This window comes from Aquimarina rubra, assembly GCF_042684305.1.
GTDB lineage: Bacteria > Bacteroidota > Bacteroidia > Flavobacteriales > Flavobacteriaceae > Aquimarina > Aquimarina rubra.
Genome location: NZ_JBHULE010000035.1, coordinates 720,132 through 738,997 on the forward strand (window position 1 = coordinate 720,132; position 18,866 = coordinate 738,997).

At 33.3% G+C, this 18,866-nt stretch carries 16 protein-coding genes, 1 tRNA gene and 1 pseudogene; 5 read left to right on the forward strand and 13 right to left on the reverse strand.

Annotated elements, in window-relative coordinates:
• The 10 genes from ACFSR1_RS23025 to ACFSR1_RS23070 form a co-directional block, all read right to left on the reverse strand.
• On the reverse strand, nt 1-642 hold the full coding sequence (locus ACFSR1_RS23025; RefSeq protein WP_378295375.1) for a hypothetical protein: 642 nt from the start codon (nt 640-642) through the stop codon (nt 1-3).
• 103 nt (nt 643-745) lie between these two features.
• On the reverse strand, nt 746-1,366 hold the full coding sequence (locus ACFSR1_RS23030; RefSeq protein ID WP_378295376.1) for a hypothetical protein: 621 nt from the start codon (nt 1,364-1,366) through the stop codon (nt 746-748).
• A 93-nt stretch (nt 1,367-1,459) separates the two neighbouring features.
• Nucleotides 1,460-2,827: a methylmalonyl-CoA mutase subunit beta gene (locus ACFSR1_RS23035; RefSeq protein WP_378295377.1), complete on the reverse strand. Its 1,368-nt coding sequence runs from the start codon at nt 2,825-2,827 to the stop codon at nt 1,460-1,462.
• Entirely contained in the window at nt 2,820-3,179 is a 360-nt protein-coding gene (locus ACFSR1_RS23040; protein WP_378295378.1) for an FtsB family cell division protein, read from the reverse strand. The genes ACFSR1_RS23035 and ACFSR1_RS23040 overlap by 8 nt, the downstream gene beginning before the upstream one ends.
• A 36-nt stretch (nt 3,180-3,215) precedes the next feature.
• Nucleotides 3,216-3,824, reverse strand: coding sequence for a uridine kinase (gene udk / locus ACFSR1_RS23045; protein ID WP_378295379.1), 609 nt, complete (start codon nt 3,822-3,824; stop codon nt 3,216-3,218).
• Nucleotides 3,825-3,919: 95 nt separating this feature from the next.
• Nucleotides 3,920-5,005 carry an anhydro-N-acetylmuramic acid kinase gene (locus tag ACFSR1_RS23050; RefSeq protein WP_378295380.1) on the reverse strand — a complete coding sequence of 362 codons (1,086 nt, stop codon included), beginning with the start codon at nt 5,003-5,005 and terminating at the stop codon, nt 3,920-3,922.
• A gap of 43 nt (nt 5,006-5,048) precedes the next feature.
• Complete coding sequence (locus ACFSR1_RS23055) at nt 5,049-5,801, reverse strand: hypothetical protein (RefSeq protein WP_378295381.1); 753 nt, start codon at nt 5,799-5,801, stop codon at nt 5,049-5,051.
• A gap of 127 nt (nt 5,802-5,928) precedes the next feature.
• Nucleotides 5,929-6,393, reverse strand: a complete 465-nt coding sequence (locus ACFSR1_RS23060) for a c-type cytochrome (RefSeq protein ID WP_378295382.1) — start codon at nt 6,391-6,393, stop codon at nt 5,929-5,931.
• A gap of 21 nt (nt 6,394-6,414) precedes the next feature.
• Entirely contained in the window at nt 6,415-7,536 is a 1,122-nt protein-coding gene (locus tag ACFSR1_RS23065; protein WP_378295383.1) for a PQQ-dependent sugar dehydrogenase, read from the reverse strand.
• Between the two features lie 44 nt (nt 7,537-7,580).
• Nucleotides 7,581-9,863, reverse strand: coding sequence for a TonB-dependent receptor domain-containing protein (locus ACFSR1_RS23070; protein ID WP_378295384.1), 2,283 nt, complete (start codon nt 9,861-9,863; stop codon nt 7,581-7,583).
• Between the two features lie 106 nt (nt 9,864-9,969).
• On the opposite strand from ACFSR1_RS23070, the gene ACFSR1_RS23075 reads away from it, so the two are divergent.
• The 3 genes and pseudogenes from ACFSR1_RS23075 to ACFSR1_RS23835 all read left to right on the forward strand — a co-directional run.
• Nucleotides 9,970-10,584 carry a hypothetical protein gene (locus ACFSR1_RS23075; protein ID WP_378295385.1) on the forward strand — a complete coding sequence of 205 codons (615 nt, stop codon included), beginning with the start codon at nt 9,970-9,972 and terminating at the stop codon, nt 10,582-10,584.
• Between the two features lie 75 nt (nt 10,585-10,659).
• Nucleotides 10,660-10,737 (forward strand) — tRNA-Pro (locus ACFSR1_RS23080).
• Nucleotides 10,738-11,057: 320 nt separating this feature from the next.
• Nucleotides 11,058-11,186, forward strand: a pseudogene (locus ACFSR1_RS23835) (hypothetical protein); the annotation flags it as partial.
• Between the two features lie 39 nt (nt 11,187-11,225).
• Here the strand turns inward: ACFSR1_RS23835 and ACFSR1_RS23085 are convergent.
• The 3 genes from ACFSR1_RS23085 to ACFSR1_RS23095 all read right to left on the reverse strand — a co-directional run bounded on the left by ACFSR1_RS23085 (nt 11,226) and on the right by ACFSR1_RS23095 (nt 16,520).
• On the reverse strand, nt 11,226-12,686 hold the full coding sequence (locus ACFSR1_RS23085; protein WP_378295386.1) for a BspA family leucine-rich repeat surface protein: 1,461 nt from the start codon (nt 12,684-12,686) through the stop codon (nt 11,226-11,228).
• Nucleotides 12,687-12,745: 59 nt separating this feature from the next.
• The gene (locus ACFSR1_RS23090; RefSeq protein ID WP_378295387.1) at nt 12,746-14,434 is read right to left on the reverse strand and encodes a hypothetical protein; all 1,689 of its coding nucleotides are present in this window, start codon (nt 14,432-14,434) and stop codon (nt 12,746-12,748) included.
• Between the two features lie 220 nt (nt 14,435-14,654).
• Entirely contained in the window at nt 14,655-16,520 is a 1,866-nt protein-coding gene (locus ACFSR1_RS23095) for a tetratricopeptide repeat protein (RefSeq protein ID WP_378295388.1), read from the reverse strand.
• A gap of 484 nt (nt 16,521-17,004) precedes the next feature.
• On the opposite strand from ACFSR1_RS23095, the gene ACFSR1_RS23100 reads away from it, so the two are divergent.
• Nucleotides 17,005-17,544: an NADPH-dependent FMN reductase gene (locus ACFSR1_RS23100; RefSeq protein WP_378295389.1), complete on the forward strand. Its 540-nt coding sequence runs from the start codon at nt 17,005-17,007 to the stop codon at nt 17,542-17,544.
• Nucleotides 17,545-17,547: 3 nt separating this feature from the next.
• Nucleotides 17,548-18,858, forward strand: a complete 1,311-nt coding sequence (gene pabB / locus ACFSR1_RS23105; RefSeq protein WP_378295390.1) for an aminodeoxychorismate synthase component I — start codon at nt 17,548-17,550, stop codon at nt 18,856-18,858.
• The last annotated feature ends 8 nt before the right edge of the window (nt 18,859-18,866 follow it).

The following is an 18,866-nucleotide window of genomic DNA, read 5'->3' on the forward strand; positions in this document are numbered from 1 at the left end:
TCAAAATTTCATTTTTTCAATATATCTATCAAAATTTACTTCAAATGGAGTTGTAAGATTGATCATAAACGTTTTCTTATCTGCTGTGATGATATAAAAATTACTAAATATTCTAATATTTTCTTTTGGATTATCCACCTGAAATATAGATCTAAACATAGTGAAATCTTTATTTTTAGCGTAAGCAGCTGTTAGTTTTTTGAAATCCAGACCGGTGTTAAGACTTACTTGATTGTTTCTTTGCTTAACCATAGATAGTAACATTGTAGCATCTTGTTTGCTAAAATTGATGTAAGGCATGGTGTTCAAGGTATAGGTAGATCTTGTGTATGGATCAAAGAACAGATAGAAGGAGCCCTGCATAGCTCTCATAGTTTCTAATCTTTTCATTTCATTATCTAACTGAGTCTTGGTAAGAGAAGAATCGAGAATAGTCTTGTAGGTTTCTAACGAAAGTCGTTTAAAACCTTCAGGAAGAAATGTTTTGATCAATTCATTTTCAAGATGAAAATAATTGCCTTCTAATATTTTGGTATTGTTGGAATTTGATTTTTCGATCCAATTTTGAGTTTCCTGTATTACTGTATTACAAGAAATTAGGATTAGTATAGAACCAATAAGAAGATATAGTCTTATTCTCATTGAAAAAATCATTAATAAAAACGTAAAATTACGGTTTTATTAATGATCTATTTTAGAAAATACGAATTATGTTAATAGTTTTTAAAGAATACTCTAATATTTATTATCCAAAGGCTTTTTCAATTACCATAAGAATGGAGTAATAAATATCAAAGGCAATAAACTTTTTTATTTCTGATGCACAAAACTTCTTATCCGGAATGTAATAAATTCTCTGTGCGATAAGTGATGTACTAACATTTCCATCTTCTTCTAGCGTACTAATGATGTTTTGAAAATCATCACTATCACTATTGTTTTTGAGACATTGAATCAGTCCTCCTCTGTAATTAAATATCAAAATTTCTTCTTCTTTTTTTGAAGAAGGTGTATATGGAGATGGTTTTTTTGTTGCTTCTTGATTTTCATACTCGCTAAGCTTTACCCAAATTGAATTGGGATCATTTGCTTTCTTTTTAAAAACTCTCGCGAGTTGGATAGAATTATCAGAAGGTAATTTTCTTAAATCCAATGATAAACTAGCTACCTCGGCTAAAAATGTACGATAGGTTTTTATGGAATCATTTCCAAATTTGTAATGAGCAAATAAATCCTTTTCAAATGAATCAAAAGCTTTGGAATAAAGTCCACTGCTATCAACGCTAAGACAGTTGATACTGTTTTGGGAGTAACAAATTGACGTTAGTAGTAAGAATGTTATTAATCTAATTCTAGATCTAATCATTAGGGGCATCGATTAAGATTTAGTTTTGTTAATTATATGTTGATTAATTGTTAATTTTCACGAAAGTTAACAATAAATTATTAATTAATTGCGTTATAAGATGTTTTTCTCAAGTTTTTCACACAATCTTCTTCTTATAATTGGGTTCACTAAAGTTTTTCTTTTCATCTTTTCCGGAAAGGGATTTTTCTGCATTTCGGGATTTATTTCATTAGTATTCTGGTACTTATTGGTACCTGTTAAAATAATCTCTTCATTGTCAAAAAGCTCTTGTTCTTTCTCAGCACTTTCTTTTATTTTTTTCTGGATTGTTCCAGATTTCAGTTGTTTCAGATAACCTCCAGCTTCCTCGATATTTTTAAATAGCGTTAAAGCTTTACTAGCTAACTGATTTGTTAAACTTTCAATATAATAAGATCCTGAAGCAGGATTGTTCACAATATCAAAATAGCTTTCATTTTTTAGGATCAATAATTGATTCAATGATATTCTTGTCCCAAAATCGTTTTCTAAATTATATATATCATCATATCGCAAATTATGAATCGTATCTGCACCACCTAAGATAGCACTCATACACTCTGTTGTTGTGCGAAGCATGTTTACATTATAATCTAAAATAGTTTTATTTCTGTGTGAAGGAAGCGCGAATATATAACATTTTTTTAACATATTATATTCTCCTGCCAAAGAATTCCACAAGAGTCTTAAAGCTCTTAATTTAGCAATCTCAAAGAAGTAATTACCTCCAATGGCAACATTGAATATTATTGCTTTATCTGAAAAGGGATTATTCTCTTGATTTTGAAAATGATTAAGATACTCATTTGCGTGAGCCAGTCCATAAGCTAATTGCTGGATCATGGTAGCGCCGGCATTCTGAAGTAGATCTATATTTACGCTAATAACGCTCTTTAGATTCGTGCTTTTGTCAATAATGTTTTCTATGGCAACATGATCATCTTTTAAATTTTTGAACCAATTACCGGTTTTTGCTAAGTTACCAACGATATCAGTAAGCAGATGAATTGAAAGGTTCGATCCAACGGCAAGCAGATTTAATTTACTGATATAGTCAGGTGAAAGAAACAAAGTTTCAACATACAAGGTTGTTTCATTGGGGATATTGGATAAAAGTACTGATGGATCAATGTTTTCTTTGGTAATTGTGAAATAGATGCTTTCGGCTCCTTTTTTAATGGCGTCTAAAGCTTTTGCATTACCGGAAACTGCATCCTCGACTTCAATTTTAATTGAATTTTTCCAGGAAGAAGGGTGGGAGATATTTTCTTTAAGATCAACAATATCTTCTTCATTATAGAAGGGCTTGATGTCAATTCCCTCGAATGATTTATAAATTAATGCTTCATTGTAATCAGCTCCTTTTAAATCGAACTGAATTTTTTGTTTCCATTCTTTGGCAGAAACTTTATCAAAACCTTCAAACAACGTTTTAGTCATCTTTTTCTTTTTTAGGGATGCTGTCTTCGTACTCAATTATATAAATTTCTTCATCATCTCGTTTCATAAAATATTCCTCTCTGGCAAATTTTTCCAGTTCATTACTATCTTTCAGAATTTTAATATCCTTTTGATCTTTGACAATTTCTTTTTTGTAATATTCTTTATTGTCTTTTAGCTCTTTAATTTCTTGATCTAATTCTCTATGAATAAGCCAGGAATTTGTATCCAAAAAGAGAATCCATATAACGAACACCAGAATGATTAAGACATATTTATTAAAAAATATGGCAAAAACCGGTATCAGCGCAGGAGTGTTTTTCAGCTTTTCGAAATAGCGTTTTAGCTTCAATTTAGATCAATTTTTTAGATTATAAAGGTACAAAAGTTAATTCAAGCGTTCCTTTACAATAGTACGAACAATGTCTATAGCTACGTTATTATAGTTATTGTTAGGTATTATGAGATCAGCAAACTCTTTTGTAGGATCAATAAATTGCTGATGCATAGGTTTCAGAGTATTTTGATAACGATCTAAGACTTCTTCCATATCTCGACCTCTTTCTGCTATATCACGTTTTAAACGACGTATTAATCGTTCGTCACTATCGGTTTGCACATATATTTTAATGTCAAACATATCACGAATAGCAGGGTTCGTAAGAATTAATATTCCTTCTACAATAATTACTTTACTAGGTTTGGTTTGAACGGTTTCTTTAGTTCTATTGTGCTCTACGAATGAGTATACCGGTTGCTCAATAGTTTCTCCTTTCCTTAAAGCTTTAAGGTGTTCTCCTAATAATTCAAAATCGATGGATTGAGGATGATCAAAGTTAATTTTGGTCCTTTCCTCATATCGAAGATGGCTAGTGTCTTTATAATATGAATCCTGCGAAATGACGCACACTTCGTTTTGAGGTAATTCATTTACTATTTGATTAACAACCGTTGTTTTTCCACAACCTGTTCCTCCAGCGATACCAATAATAAGCATTCCCAATAATTTTTAGGCAAATTTAGAAATAGTTATTGAGTTATCGGGTTTTGAGTGATATAGTTTTTTTATAGATGATGTTAAGGAAGTGAAAATTAACTTGGATAGTATATCACTCCAGAGGAAGAATCACTTTTAGCACCGGTAACAGTATGAAGACAATTGACCTCATTTCGATCTCTTAAAGTTCCCATAAATGCAAAAATCAAGGCTTCTTTGTAGTCAATGATATTGGTTTCGGGGATCACAATCTTAGAGAAACCTTTTAGTTTCTGTTCCAACGTTTCTATTAAAAAATCATTTTTTGCACCTCCACCAGTAATTAAAAGTGATGAGTTTTGCTTCCCGGTTTTTTTTATCGCTCTAGCAATTTGTTCTGCTATATGATGAACGGAGGTGTGTAATAAATTTTCAGCAGAATCTTTGGCATTGTTGATTATTGGTGCCACATTTTCTAAAAACCATTCATACCCCAGTGATTTTGGATATGGTTGATCATAAAATTCCAGATTGTTTAAAGCTGCTAATACTTTTTTATTCAATATTCCATTTCTGGAAAGCTTTCCTCTGTCATCAAATTCAAGATTTATTTTGGTACAAATAAGATTTAATAGCATATTGGCAGGAGAAATATCGTAGGCAATTCTTTTTTCATTCAGGTCATAAGAGATATTACTAATACCTCCTAAATTAAGACAGAAATCATAATCACTAAATAATAGCTTGTCCCCGATGGGAACCAGTGGTGCTCCCTGACCACCTAGCGCTACATCATTGGTTCTGAAATCACAAATTACTTTTTGATGGCAGGCATTAGCAATATGCTGACCTGAACCAATTTGATACGTTAATCCAATCTCTGGTTGATGAAATACAGTATGACCATGACTCGAAACGAAATCTATTTGCAATTTATGCTGATCAATAAATGTTTTGACTTGTTCTCCTAACCAGGATCCGTAGTCGTTATGGAAGGCTAATAGGCTAGCACTGTCTATATTTACAGTATTTTTTAATTGGTTCTTAAGTTTCTTCTCATAATCAATGCTTTTAGTTTTCTGAATAGAAAATGACCAAGAATCTTGCTGTTTTTTTATTTCGCAATAGGCGATGTCCAGACCATCTAAAGATGTTCCTGACATTAATCCAATGACTCTGTATGTTTTAGTATAGGAAGACATGTATGCGCAAACTAGTAAAATATTCTTAACAAAATTCTTTTATCTAGTTATATTTATTGATGTATTGAAGCTCCAGTTTTTCAGGATTGATTTCGGTAATTGCTTTTTTATAGTAAAAGTCTATGATTTCGTTTTCCAGGTATCTTTTAATTTCGTCCACCTCTTTTTTTCCAAATAAGGAAAAGATATAGGCAGCTTCAGCTCTTTTAAATTCATTAATAAGTTGATCAGGATTTTTGACCATATCAATACCTTTATAAGAGTCGAATTTTTTCTTCATCCAGCGATGACATGCTAATCGAATTAAGCTTTTTCTGCGCTCTTTTGTTAAATAATTTATTTGTTTGGTATTTAAAGAGTCTTGTTTTTTTGCACGATCTAATGAGGTTCTGGATTTAATATATTGTCTTTCTAGCTTAAAATCAATACGTTTCATATCTCTTTTTAGTTTTTCAATTACTTCATACAGAGCACCATTATACATGATTACGAATTCCTCGTAATGGTATAGTGCGTCAAGGAATACAATTGCTTTTTTACGATATCTTCTAGGTAATGCCTGACTTTTGGCATCTTTAAAAAGTTTATTAAGTCCAATTTGTATTTCTTCTGGTATTCCGGAAAATTTTGGGCTGTTTTTAATACTTCTAAGTTTTGCGGTGATTTCTAGCCTCGTACCTTTAAAGACTTCAGATTTATATCTAAATCGATATTTGTTAGGCGATATATCATCTATTTCTTGATTGTAAGCAGTATAGCCTAGAGAAAATAAGATAATAAACAGAAGAAATCTCATAAATCGTAATTAAAACAATTTTTCTGAAGTTGTTTTTGCAGTCACATCAAGAATGTTAACGCAAAGCATACGTAGATTGTTATATTTTTTATTCCTTTAAAATTATTAAAAAAAGATACAACTTGCTTTACTTTTTGATGGCAGCCACTTCTTCTATGGTAACCATTTTCTTTTGTTCGTTACCCCAACTATTCATAATGTAATTCATAACATCGGCAATTTCTTCATCTTCTAATCCTAATGAGGTCATTGCACTGTTATAGGGTTTGCCATTGACTTTTATAGGGCCATTTAAACCATATTTTATAGAATGAATACTTTCTTTGCGTTTGTCAGTTAACCAATCTGATCCTGCTAGAGGAGGAAAGACGTTAGGTGTTCCTTTTCCGTCGGCTAAATGACATTGCATACAGAAATCTATATAAATTTCTTCACCACGAGCTATACTTTTAGAAAGTGCTGTCTCCTGGATATTTACATCAAGGCTGGAAACATATCTGTTGTTAGAATTTCCTTGTTTTGCAATCACGGATATACAAAATAGTATAGCGGCTATTTCTAAAATCAATATTTGTTTTAAGCGCTTCCTCATTTTTAATTTAACAAACATCAATTATGATTTTGGGATGATTTTTATAATTCCTTTGTTTTCTACGGCGACATAGATATATCCATCTGGACCTTGACGTACATTGCGAACCCTGCCAATATCTTCTACTATTTTTTTTCTACCTGTAACTTCATTACCATCTAACTCGACGAGTTCTAGATATTGAAATTTTAATGAACCTACTAATAGATCATTTTTCCAATCAGGATATATATCACTAGTCACAAAATCCATTCCGCTAGGAGCAATTGAAGGAACCCAGTAATATAGTGGTTGCTCCATTCCTTCCTTTTCGGTCATATCTGTGATAGAAGATCCACTATAATTAATTCCGTAGGTTATTACTGGCCATCCATAGTTTACACCTTTTTTAATAACATTGATTTCATCGCCTCCTCTTGGACCGTGCTCGTGAATCCATATTTTTCCGTCAATAGGATTGATCGCCATTCCTTGTGGATTTCTATGGCCATAAGAAAAGACAGCTTTTTTGGCTTCACTTTTATTAACGAAAGGATTATCTTTTGGGATAGTTCCATCATCATTTAATCTATATACTTTTCCTCCATCTCTAGTGACATCTTGTGGGTTTTCATCTCTATTTCCTCGATCGCCAATACAGAAATATAGAAATCCTTCGTTATCAAATTCTATTCTTGATCCAAAATGGTGTCCACGGGTTGTATTAGGAGTTCCTTTGTACAGATTCTCTATAGAAGTCAATTGATTGTTCTCCAGTTTTGCTCTAATTAAGGCTGTATGTCCTCCCTTTTCTGATCCTTCTTTGGAGGAGTATGTCAAGTAAATCCATCCGTTTTCGCTATATTTCGGATGTAGTTCTATATCTAGGAGTCCTCCTTGATTACGATTGTATACTTCGGGAACATTACCAATCTGGGTTTTAGTTCCATCTTTGAAATGGATCAATTCACCACTTTTTTCTGTAATCAACATACTACCATCAGGAAGCCAAACCATACCCCACGGAATTTGTAAATCAGGAACTATAATTTCTGTGGTATAATTTTTTGGGTCTGGTTGAATTGGAATATCATTTTTCTTTTCCTGAGCACAGGAAAATAGCGTAGTTAATAATATTACTTTAAGAAATACAAAATTCTTCATTATGATCATTGAGTTTACACCTGAAAATTACAAATAAAAATTGTCTATAATCTATATTTTATGTTAATGCCTCCATACATATTAAAAGGTAAACCCGGATAAAAATATCTTGGAGCATTATTGCCAAAACCTCTAGCATTAACCTGTAGCTGAGAAGCATATTTAGTGTCAAGAATATTATTTGCTCCTAAAAATAAATCCAGAAAAATATGTTCACCAAGTCTATTTTTATATCCGGTTTTAGCATGTAATAGTTCATAATGATCACTAAAAACAGTATTAAGATCATTTGCAGGGATTTTACTAACCGACTGAAAATTAATATTTCCGTAGATCCCTTTTTGTGTAATCCAATCGATTCCTGTATTTAGGATATAAGAAGGTACTCCCGTGAGGTCATTACCAGAGTAATCTGTTTCCAGATTTACAAAATCATCAAATTTATAATCATTAACCGTTGTATTGATGAAAAAATTCAACTGCCCATGTTTTGTTTTAAAGAGGTTGTAATTAATGCTGGCTTCTATTCCATTATGAATCGTTTTACCGGCATTGACCGCAAAGAAATTATCTTCCTCGGTTCTCCTGGCTACTAATAGATCTCGCACTCTTAATGAGTATACCGAAAGAGAACCATATAGCCTGTTTTGTAATAATGTATATCGAGTACCTATCTCATAATTCCATCCAATTTCTGGTCGTAAATCTGGATTAAATTCTCCATCCGGTAATAATGTCTCTGAGGTAGTCGGTGTAGAAAAACCGTGAGCTATATTTCCGAATAAGACAAAACTAGTATTCAAGACATAGTTTACACCAACTTTAGGTGATAGAATAGGATCATAATTAAATTTTCCTGAACTGTCCTCACCATCAATTAAGAATGCATCTTCAATAGTGAAGAATGTCTGATTAAGATGTAATCCAAAATTGAATTGAAGTCTGTCGTTTGCTTTTAAATTGGATTCTGCAAAAAGATTGTAATAATTTCTTTTTTCATCAAGATGTGATAACTGGTTGCCTAAAACACTACCTGTTCCAATAGGAAAATCTTCATATAGATTTTCAAAAGTTCTACTATTATAAAAATCAAAGAAAAGTTCACCGCCAACTGTCCAGTTCCATTTTTTTTGAAAAATACTCGAATTGCCAATAATCCTACTTCGTATACCTATTGTATTTGATTTTTCTTTGAGAATATTAAACGGTCGTGGTTCATAATTGTTTCTGAAAGAGGTAAACAAACTTGTATGTTGAGAAAAATTAGGATTGTAATCATGTTTCCAGGTAACTCCAAGAATTCCATAATCGACATCTTCAAATGCCTGAGACCTTCCCCAGGTAAAAGCTGCTTGCTGTGGATTATTTTCAAAATCCTCCTGATCTAAGGAACTGGGGATTCCAGCTTTTAAATCAATATAGCTAGCTATCATAGATATGTTGTCTTTTTCTCCAATCTTTATGCTAGATGTGGCAGTAATGGTATTTCTGTTGTAGGTGTTGTTATCACGATATCCTTCAGAATGGTTATTGCTATAGACAATGTTAAGACTTGATTTTTTTCCACCTAACATAATTTTTCCAAGATTTCTGCTCAAACCATAGCTTCCTAAAACACTGGAGAAAGAGGCTTCCGTAATTGGACGACTTACAAATTCGGGCTTTAGTAAGATGGTTCCTCCCAATCCAACACCGTAAGAGCTGGAAGAAGGCCCTTTATGAATTTCAATTCCAGAAAGCGAAGCCAATTCAAGATCTTCAATAGAGGATTCTCCATTACCATCAGTTAGTGGTATATCTCCAAAATACGTTCTGATATTTGCTGTACCAAATAAATTTCTGGCACCAATTCCTCTTATGGTAATCCGATTGGTATTGAGCGTTCCGTTTTGCATAAAAACCCCTGGAACTTTATTTAAAACAGGGTGTAATTCTATAGTATTTCCTCTGTTAATTTCTGTGGTGTTTAGAATTGTTACGGCATCTGTTGCATATTTTTCCAGAACGGGAATTGATTGACTATTGATAAACACTTCCTGTAATTCGTTGATTTCAGGAATTAGTGATATAGTTATGTTTCGGTCTTTGGTAACCCTAATTTTTTTAGTCACATATCCTGTAAAGGAAATTTGAAGAGTTCCACTACATGTAATTTTAAAACTACCATAACTGTCAGATACTACTTTACTACCAGTCTCTATATCCAATATAGTAACATTTTCCAGAGGTGTTAAAGAGGTGTGGTCTATGATAGATCCCGAAATATTAAATTGGGCATTCAACATATAACTGAGAAAGAAAAAAAGGAATGTTAGCGTTTTGTTCAAAAGGGATTTTTTCATCAAATATCGGAAACTAATTGAGGATTGATTCTTAAAAATAACTTATAATTGTATCCTAATCAAAAACGAAATCAAGTAATAGTGTTATCATATGTTTAGAAAAATAATTTTCCTTTTTCTAGTGTCCATTAGTACCATTTCTTTTGCACAAAGAATTAAAATAGATAAGAAAAAACTAGCTTTCTTAGAAGATGAATCAAAAATTGCAGTAAAACTTACTTTTCCTGAAGATCTTATTATTTATAGTCTCCATCCTGAGAAAGAGTTTATCGACAACATGAAGAGTAAGTATGGTAAGATTGATAAAAGCAAAGGTGAGAAATGGTTTGAAACCTATGAGTTGGCTAAAAAAGAAACTTGGCGAGCCGCTTTTATCAAGGGGGTCAGTGAAAAATTAAAAAAGTATAGTGATTTAAAGTTTGTTGCTACAGAAGAGGATACGAAGTATACGCTAATAGTTGAAGCAGACTGGTTCTATACTGGTTATGGAGGTAGCGCAAGTGTTGGTAGAGAAGAAGGAAAGCTCGAAACGACGTTGAGATTTGTAAAGACAGATGCTCCAGATTCGTATTTGTATAGTACACAAACTCCAAAAGTGATTGGTAACTATGCTTACGGAGAATTTGGAGATATCGAAAGAATAAAAGAATGCTACAATAAACTAGGGTATTTGTTAGAGCTTCAGCTAAAGCGAATATTGAAATAAAAATCTTTAAATAAATAATAGGTTTTAATCAAAGAGTTTACTTATATTTGCACCCGCAAAAAGGATAACCTTTTTCGGGGTGTAGCGTAGCCCGGTTATCGCGCCGCGTTTGGGACGCGGAGGTCGCAGGTTCGAATCCTGCCACCCCGACCAAGAAAATCCAATCACATTAAGTGGTTGGATTTTTTAGTTGGTGCAATTTCAAAACGAAGTTTTGTAAAATGAAACTAACTAAAAAATACAAACAAGCGATAGCTTGAGATTGGATATTCTTGAGCAACAAAACCAAAACCAGGATCAATAACATTAATCCTGCCACCCCGACCAAGAAAATCCAATCACATTAAGTGGTTGGATTTTTTAGTTGGTGCAATTTCAAAACGAAGTTTTGTAAAGTGGAACTTCAAGAGCTTACTGATCGTATCAAAAAATTACAAGATGAATTATTCCCTAATTGATCTCAAGAAGAACGCCAACGTAATTTTTCTGAGTATTATTTAGATTATGGAGAAGAACTCATTAAAGCATTAAAACAATACACGGATCTTTTACAATTTGAATTTCTGCGTTACACTATAAAAAAAAGCAACCCTTTCCTTTAAGTATTAGAGTGATTTGCTTTTTATTCAATGAATTCAATTTCAGTTTTTTACAAACCGTAGGGCTTTCAAATTTCCAAGTTTCAAGAAATATATACCTTTTTCTAAATGAGTAACCGAAATCTTAGATTCTGGTAAAAGTAGGTCAGAGTTTACTTTTTTACCCAATATATTATAAATGGTATAGTTGTCTTGAGTATTTGAGTTAGAAATACTGATATAATCTGTGGCGGGATTAGGATATAATGTTGCAAACCGTAAGGATTCATCATTTATGCTCAGGTTTGAGCAATCCAAGCCAGCATCGATAATGGTCCAGCCAAAGTTGTTAATTAATAAATTTCTTGGTGCTTCACCATTACAATAATTTAGATTATTTGCACCTAGTGTTACGTTATTTTGTAAGTTAGTCAAGGTTGCCCAGCCTTGTAAGGTGGTGTCATAGTTTTCTATCGAAAGATAACTTCTTCTAAGCATATTGTCCATTTGTGTTACAGAACTAATATTCCAATTATTTAAAGGTTGATTAAATGCAGTTGCTCCATCAAACATCTCGGTCATAAAACGTACATTACCAACATCCCAGCTGTTTAGGGGTTGATTAAAAGTAGATGCACCATCAAACATAGAATTCATATATTCAATATTATTAACATCCCAACTATCGAGCGGTTGATTAAAAGCTCTTGCATTTCTAAATAAAAAAGCCAAAGAAACGACACCGCTTACATCCCAACTATCTAGAGGTTGATTAAAAGCAGATGCACCATCAAACATTGAAGATATATATTGTACATTACTAACATTCCAATTGTTAAGGGGTTGATTAAAAGAAGATGCACCAAAAAACATTCCTCTTAAATCATGTACATTACTAACATCCCAATTATCTAGCGGTTGATTAAAAGAAGATGCGCCAAAAAACATTGCCCTCATATCTTGTAGATTGCTAATATCCCAATTATCTAGAGGTTGATTAAAAGTAGATGAACTACTAAACATTTCGGACATTTCAGTCACATTACTAACATCCCAATGGTTTATAGGTTGATTGAATGTAGTCGCTCCTCGAAACATACCATATAAATTCGTTACATTGGTTAAGTCTGGAGCATCTGTGGCAGAAACTTCTATATTGCTACAGTTGAAAAATGCATACAACATCGAACCCCAGGAATTATTACCCCATTGTTTTACATCAATAATCTTATCGCGATTGTCCTGAGTCGCAGCTTGAAAATAAATCTGGGGGAATAGCCCTGTAATACTAATATCGTAAGTACCAGCACTAGTATAGGTATGACTGGCTTCAGCTGTTAGGTTACTATTTGTCGTGCCATCGCCCCAATCTACCGTATAATTATAGGTTTCGTCTGCAAATGTTGGTATGGTAATAGTTTCATTATTGGCCGTTGTTTGCCAGGTGGTTATAAAATCTGAATTTTGCGCAGTGCTCAAAAATGCCAGACAAACTATAGTTATATATGTTAAAGTTGCTTTCATGTTCTTGTGGATTTAAAGAAAAAGGAAGCGTATTTTAAAACACGCTTCCTTTTAGATTATTAGTTGCAGTTAGCTGGTACGTCTTGGACATTACTTTCAAAATCAACAATTTTATCTAAAACCATAGTGCCTTTAAGTGTAACTACAATGGAAGTATCTTCTACCTCGGTAATGACGCCAGTAAAATTGGTAAGGTAGAATAAAGTTCGTATCGCCTGACCTGACAACAGCCCTTGGTTATCTGTAGCTTCAATGCGTAAACGTTGTACAAAGTTGACTTTAGTTTCTGGATAGAATTGTTGTACATCATACACTAAGGAGCCATTTCCAGGAGGAACTGTAACCGTACGTGATGAATATAAGGCTACTGTATCGTCTAAACTACTAGACTCCCAATTGCTATTGGTTTCTGTTGAAGACCAGTCATGCTGGTATGTGGTTTCTAAGCTAGCAGTTACGTTGGTGCCTACCCCAAACAATTCTGCCGAAAACTCTACGTCTACACCTGCGGTAACACTAAATGAATTTGCGGTACTCATCGATAAGGTTTCTTCCCAACCAACAGTTCTTGAGACATTTTCCGTTACCCTCGAGTCAACTGTTTGGCTCAATGTGCCGCTACCGCAATTGGTAAGTACACTATTAAATTCGAACGCAGTTTCTGGTTTAGGTAGTACTGGTGGTAAAATGGTTGTACCAATGCTAGCAACACTCCAATTGACACTTGCCGTAACGATTCTCCATCGTCTGGCTTCGGCCGTAACGGTAGAACCTCCATTGGCTGTGTTATTAATAGTATCGTCAAAAGACAGTCCGAAAGCAGGTGCTTGTTTTAAAGCATCACCTACAGTGTTTTTTATGATGTATGTGCCATTATCTTGCTTCTCGAACGTGAATTGATAATTATGGTAATCGCTGGCATTTTCAATTTGTGTTAAACTTGTGTTTGGTGTTAACTTCATCCCAAAGAAAGAGGCGCTATTATTTGGTGCTGTTGCAGTGATCGTTGCATATCTTATGAAACGCCCTGACTCTGTGTGTCTTATTAAAAAAGTATTAGGTTTGTTAGGTACAGAATCAAACGTGAAGCTTCTATTTGGCTCATTTCCATTAAACGCTGCATTGCTAGAGGCAGAAATAACATCATCTAAATCAGAGTTAGATGTTGTTGTGAATGAGCCTGTATCTGGACTACCATCAGCATTCATTCGCTGAATATAGTAGGAAGTACCAGATCTAAAACTTAATGTCTGATTTTCTTCTGTTTCTTCCAACATTCCCGTATTGGCAATTCTTGGACTTGGGTTAGGTCGAAACGACTGTATAAATGTTGGTTCTGTAAAAATCGTAGTGCCAGTGGCATCTTGGTATTCTGGTGTTATTCGCACGCCACTGGCTAATTCGGTCTTAGCGGCTTCACTTAAACTTTCTAAAGGAATTTTAAGCTGCCCCATAAGTGTATATTTATCTACCGGAACTGTTTCTGTAAAATTGCCATTGTCAGCCTCCACATTAATGATCACTTGTGTTGGCTTATATCCCTTGCGGGCTAGTGGTCTGGCATCTATTACAAATCCTAGTTCGCCTTCAAAAGATTCAAAATCATCTTCGCTAATTTGTCCGGGCGTTTCAATAAGTTCTCCAGAATTTGGGTCTTCCGGAATGGATGCACTATCGTCTTTAGAGCAAGAGATAAAAAATAGAGATAGGAAAATATTAAAAATTGTTATTTTAAATAACGTTTTCATAATTAAAGATTTTTGTGGTTTGTAGTAATCGTTTTGTGCGACTTGTCCAAAAATGGTCTGCAGCCCTTTTGAACAAGACACCACAAAAACGGTAGTTGTCAACTTAATGACAAGACAAACATATAGGCTTGATTTTTAGATAAAAAAAAATGGATGGGTACAAAAGGGGTACATAAGAAAACACCTTTATTTAAAGGTGTTTGGAGAGGTTGTTATGTTGTTAAATAGCTATAACAACAACTTCTAAAGACTCATTAGAATCCAATCCCATCTTTTTGCGAAGTCTTTGTCTGGCTTTTTTTATACCATCGTTAGAGATGTTAAGGATATTGGCAATCTCTTTTGAAGAGAGATTCATTTTTAATAGAGCCATCAAACGTAAATCGTTTTTTGTAACATTAGGATAAAGTTTTTGTGCTTTGTTATTAAAACCTTTATGCACTTGCTCAAAATACTTGCTAAAATTCTCCCAATTATTGTCATCTTGTAAATCGAAATTGATCGTCTGTATTAGCATTTGGTAACCGGGATCTGCATTGGCATCAGCTTTTAAAATCTTGGCCTTTTGTTTTAAGTCGTTAAGGACTTCGTTCTTTTTAGCAAGATGTAACGCGTGGGTGGTTAGTTCTTTAGTTTTAAATTCTAAATCACTTTCTGCTTTTTCTTTAGCCAATTTATTGCGTTTATTTCTTTGATAAAAGGCGTAAACGGCAATTAGCGCTAAAGCTAAAGCTAATGCAAGTAATATCCGCTGAAGATTACTGACTTTATTTTTTGCGCCGAGCAACTCAATTTCATTTTTTTGAATTTGTATCTGCTGTTCTTTTTTCTCTGTTTCGTAAATGGTACGAAGTTCTTCTATCTGCTGTGTTTTTTCTTTACTGAAAATTGAGTCTTTTATTGTTGTGTATTGTTTATAGTCAGTTAAAGCTAGTTGAGGTTGCTTTAAATTCAGGTAAGTATCTGATCTGTTATAGAAGCTATTTCCGAGAGCTTCAGAATTTTTGAATTTTTTGCCTAGATCTATGGCTTCATTAAAAGTACTTAAAGCTTTTAAGGGCTTGTTTGTTTCATTATAAAGTGTGCCTAGATTATTCAGTATTTCAGATTTTCGGTAATTTTGTTTGGTCTCTTCAGCGATTTTTAGTGCCTGATTAAGGTTTTCAAGAGCTTTCTGATAATCTTTAGTTGCTGTATAAGTTTTTCCTAAATTATCCAACAAATTTCTTTTGATATCTACTAAATTTAAGGCATTAGCAGTATCTAGTCCTTTCTTTAAATATTCTAGTGCGTTGTCATAATCTTTTAAGTAATAATAGGTGTTACCAATATCGTTAAGTGCAACGGTTACATAATATTTATCGTCATTTTCTCTATAAATGGATAATGCTTTCTTTTTATGCTCCAATGATTTTGTGAAATCTTCTAAAGACAATTCGTGGTCTGCTAAATGAGAAAGAGCGTCAGCAAGTCGGATAGGTTTATTGGATTTTTCTAAAATTCTAACAGCTTTTAAGCTGTTAGCTATGGCAAGCTTAAAATTACCTTTGGCAGCATAGATAAGTGCGATGAAATCGTAGTCTATGGCTAACCTGATAGAGTCATTAATTTTGTTTTCGTATAAATCAATATTTTTTTTGGTAATTTCTAGTGCTTCATCGTGGTTACCATAATCGTATTCTAATATAGCTAGGCCGTAACTCGCACTATGCTTACCATTGTCATTATTCAACTTATCAAATAAGTTATAGGCTTTTTTATAATAGATTCTTGCTGAATCTTCTTTATCTATTGTGTTGTAGTAAACACCATAATTGTAATAGCCGTTTGCAAGACCAGTTTCATTATTTATGAGTTTTGAAATTCTTATTTCCTCATCGGCATAATACTTTCCTTTTTCTGCATCTTTGTAGACAAAATAATCGAATAGAAAATGGATATTGGCTACTTTAACAGAATCATTAGGCTGAGTTTTAAGTAATGAAACGATGCTATCAACTTTTTTTGGGTTTTTCGCAAAATTTTGAGAAGACGCATTAAGGCTAAAGAGCCAAGTAGTAACTAATAGAGCTTGTTTTAGAAACATGAATTCGGACGGTGTTTAGTTAGTAATATAAATATACCAATTAAAAAAAAGATTCGAATTTTAAGGCTAGGACAAAAGGGGTACAACAGAAAAGAAGGTCTCAGGATTTGCTTTTTTTTGTTAAATCAAATAATCAAGTCATTATTTACGTCTGTATTTCGCTTCTTTTAGTAATTTTTTTAATATATAATTTAGTTATAACTATCGGTTTTTGCACTAGCTAGATTAATCATTTCTTCAATGTTAATTATACTGAAGGTAACAACTCCACAGAAATCATAGCCAAAAGAGATTTTTGAATTTAAGAGATGTTAAAAAACTTGGAGTTGCGTAATTTTAGTTAATCTTCTCGCCCCCGCCAAGAAAATCTTGTGATGTATTTATTTAGTTTTTTTCTTTCTATGAAAAACATTCGAATTCGATTATCCTTTGTTTTTGTCTTCGTATTGATTTTACCTACTTTTGGAGATAAACCAGATCGATAATGAAAAACATTCTTGCCTTTGCAGGTTCTAATAGCAGTACATCCATTAATCACAAACTAGTAGAATATGTAGCTTCAGAAATAGAAGATCATAAAATAAAAATTCTAAAATTGGTGAATTACCCAATGCCAATGTATAGTGAGGATGAAGAAAAAAATAATGGATTTTCTGGCATGACTTTGGGCCTAAAACAGGAAATATCTGAAGCAGATGCTCTGATTATTTCGGTTAATGAGCATAACGGTAGCTGGGGTGCTTTTTTTAAAAATGTAATTGATTGGCTATCTAGATTAGATCGTAATTTTCTTGAAGGAAAAAAAATATTATTGATGAGTACTTCTCCTGGTCAGAGAGGTGGTATAAGCTCTTTAGAATTTGCAAAAAATGTACTACCAAGATTCGGAGGAGAGATTATAGAAAGTTTTAGTTTCCCTTCATTTCACGCAAATTTTTCTGTAGAAAATAATGAGGTTACTGACGAAACTCTTTTGTTGGGATTGAAAGAAGTTCTGAGTACTTTTGCCCATCAGATTAAATAAGCAGTGCGGAGTACCGAAACATACACTATAGATAATTCTTCAGAATTTAAAATCAGATTATTGCAATGGGCACAGCAATTTGAGGATATTATGTGGCTGGATTCTAATGAATATTCTCAACAATATTCTAGCTACGATGCAATCTTAGCAGTGGATGCTTTTACTTCTATAAAAACGGATTATCATTCTGGTTTTGACAAGCTAAAAGAATATCAGCAACAGACAGCAGACTGGATTTTTGGATATTTATCGTATGACCTTAAAAACGATACTGAAAAATTGGTTTCTAGAAATCCTGATCATCTTGATTTTCCGGATTTGTATTTTTTTCAGCCAAAGAAAATATTTCTTCTTAAGGATAACATAGTAGAAGTTCAGTATCTAAGAATGGTAGATGATGAAATAGAAGAAGATTACCGGTTGATTGGAACTTTTCCGTCTTCAATAGAGGTTTCTAGTGAAGATTCTCCTTGTGGTAAAGTAAAGATAAGTTTACGAATCACTAAAGATGTATATAAGCAAAAAATCGAGCAAATGCTTTCTCATATACATCGAGGAGATATCTATGAAGCAAATTTTTGTCAGGAGTTTTTTGCAGAAAATAGTTGTCTTGCACCTTTAGAAACTTATCATCATCTTAATCAAATATCTGAAACACCATTTGCAGCTTTTTTTAGAAGTAATCAACATTATTTACTATCAGCTTCTCCAGAAAGGTATTTACGAAAAGAAGGAAATAAAATCATCTCTCAACCCATAAAAGGAACAGCGAAACGATCAGAGGTTAAGAAAGATGACGAAGAATTGGTTACTACTCTAAGACTAGACCCAAAAGAACGCTCAGAGAATGTAATGATTGTGGACTTGGTTAGAAATGATCTTTCAAAAACTGCCGTAAAAGGTTCTGTTAAGGTAGAAGAATTGTGTAAAGTCTATACTTTTAAACAGGTTCATCAGATGATTTCGACAGTGACGTCTAAGATTGATCCAGAAACTTCGCCGGTTGATATTGTTAGAACCACTTTTCCAATGGGAAGTATGACTGGTGCTCCTAAAATTTCTGCTATGGAGATTATAGAAGATTTAGAAGCGTCTAAAAGAGGTTTGTATAGCGGAGCAGTTGGGTATTTTACTCCAGCAGGAGATTTTGATTTTAATGTAGTGATTAGAAGCATTTTGTATAATGAAATCAAACAGTACATATCATATACTGTAGGTGGCGCTATTACAGCCAAATCAGATCCGGATAAAGAATATGAAGAATGTTTGATTAAAGCAAAAGCAATGCGAGAAGTGCTAGAAGGAGCCCAGTAGAAGTTTTA

Excerpts from the sequence above, each read along its gene's own strand:
- ACFSR1_RS23030 (WP_378295376.1), bottom strand. The coding sequence starts at position 1,366 with ATGATTAGATCTAGAATTAGATTAATAACATTCTTACTACTAACGTCA.
- ACFSR1_RS23055 (WP_378295381.1), bottom strand. The coding sequence starts at position 5,801 with ATGAGATTTCTTCTGTTTATTATCTTATTTTCTCTAGGCTATACTGCT.
- ACFSR1_RS23025 (WP_378295375.1), bottom strand. The coding sequence starts at position 642 with ATGAGAATAAGACTATATCTTCTTATTGGTTCTATACTAATCCTAATT.
- ACFSR1_RS23065 (WP_378295383.1), bottom strand. The coding sequence starts at position 7,536 with ATGAAGAATTTTGTATTTCTTAAAGTAATATTATTAACTACGCTATTT.
- ACFSR1_RS23035 (WP_378295377.1), bottom strand. The coding sequence starts at position 2,827 with ATGACTAAAACGTTGTTTGAAGGTTTTGATAAAGTTTCTGCCAAAGAA.
- ACFSR1_RS23100 (WP_378295389.1), top strand. The coding sequence starts at position 17,005 with ATGAAAAACATTCTTGCCTTTGCAGGTTCTAATAGCAGTACATCCATT.
- ACFSR1_RS23075 (WP_378295385.1), top strand. The coding sequence starts at position 9,970 with ATGTTTAGAAAAATAATTTTCCTTTTTCTAGTGTCCATTAGTACCATT.
- ACFSR1_RS23085 (WP_378295386.1), bottom strand. The coding sequence starts at position 12,686 with ATGAAAGCAACTTTAACATATATAACTATAGTTTGTCTGGCATTTTTG.
- udk (WP_378295379.1), bottom strand. The coding sequence starts at position 3,824 with ATGCTTATTATTGGTATCGCTGGAGGAACAGGTTGTGGAAAAACAACG.
- ACFSR1_RS23095 (WP_378295388.1), bottom strand. The coding sequence starts at position 16,520 with ATGTTTCTAAAACAAGCTCTATTAGTTACTACTTGGCTCTTTAGCCTT.
- ACFSR1_RS23050 (WP_378295380.1), bottom strand. The coding sequence starts at position 5,005 with ATGTCTTCCTATACTAAAACATACAGAGTCATTGGATTAATGTCAGGA.
- ACFSR1_RS23060 (WP_378295382.1), bottom strand. The coding sequence starts at position 6,393 with ATGAGGAAGCGCTTAAAACAAATATTGATTTTAGAAATAGCCGCTATA.
- ACFSR1_RS23090 (WP_378295387.1), bottom strand. The coding sequence starts at position 14,434 with ATGAAAACGTTATTTAAAATAACAATTTTTAATATTTTCCTATCTCTA.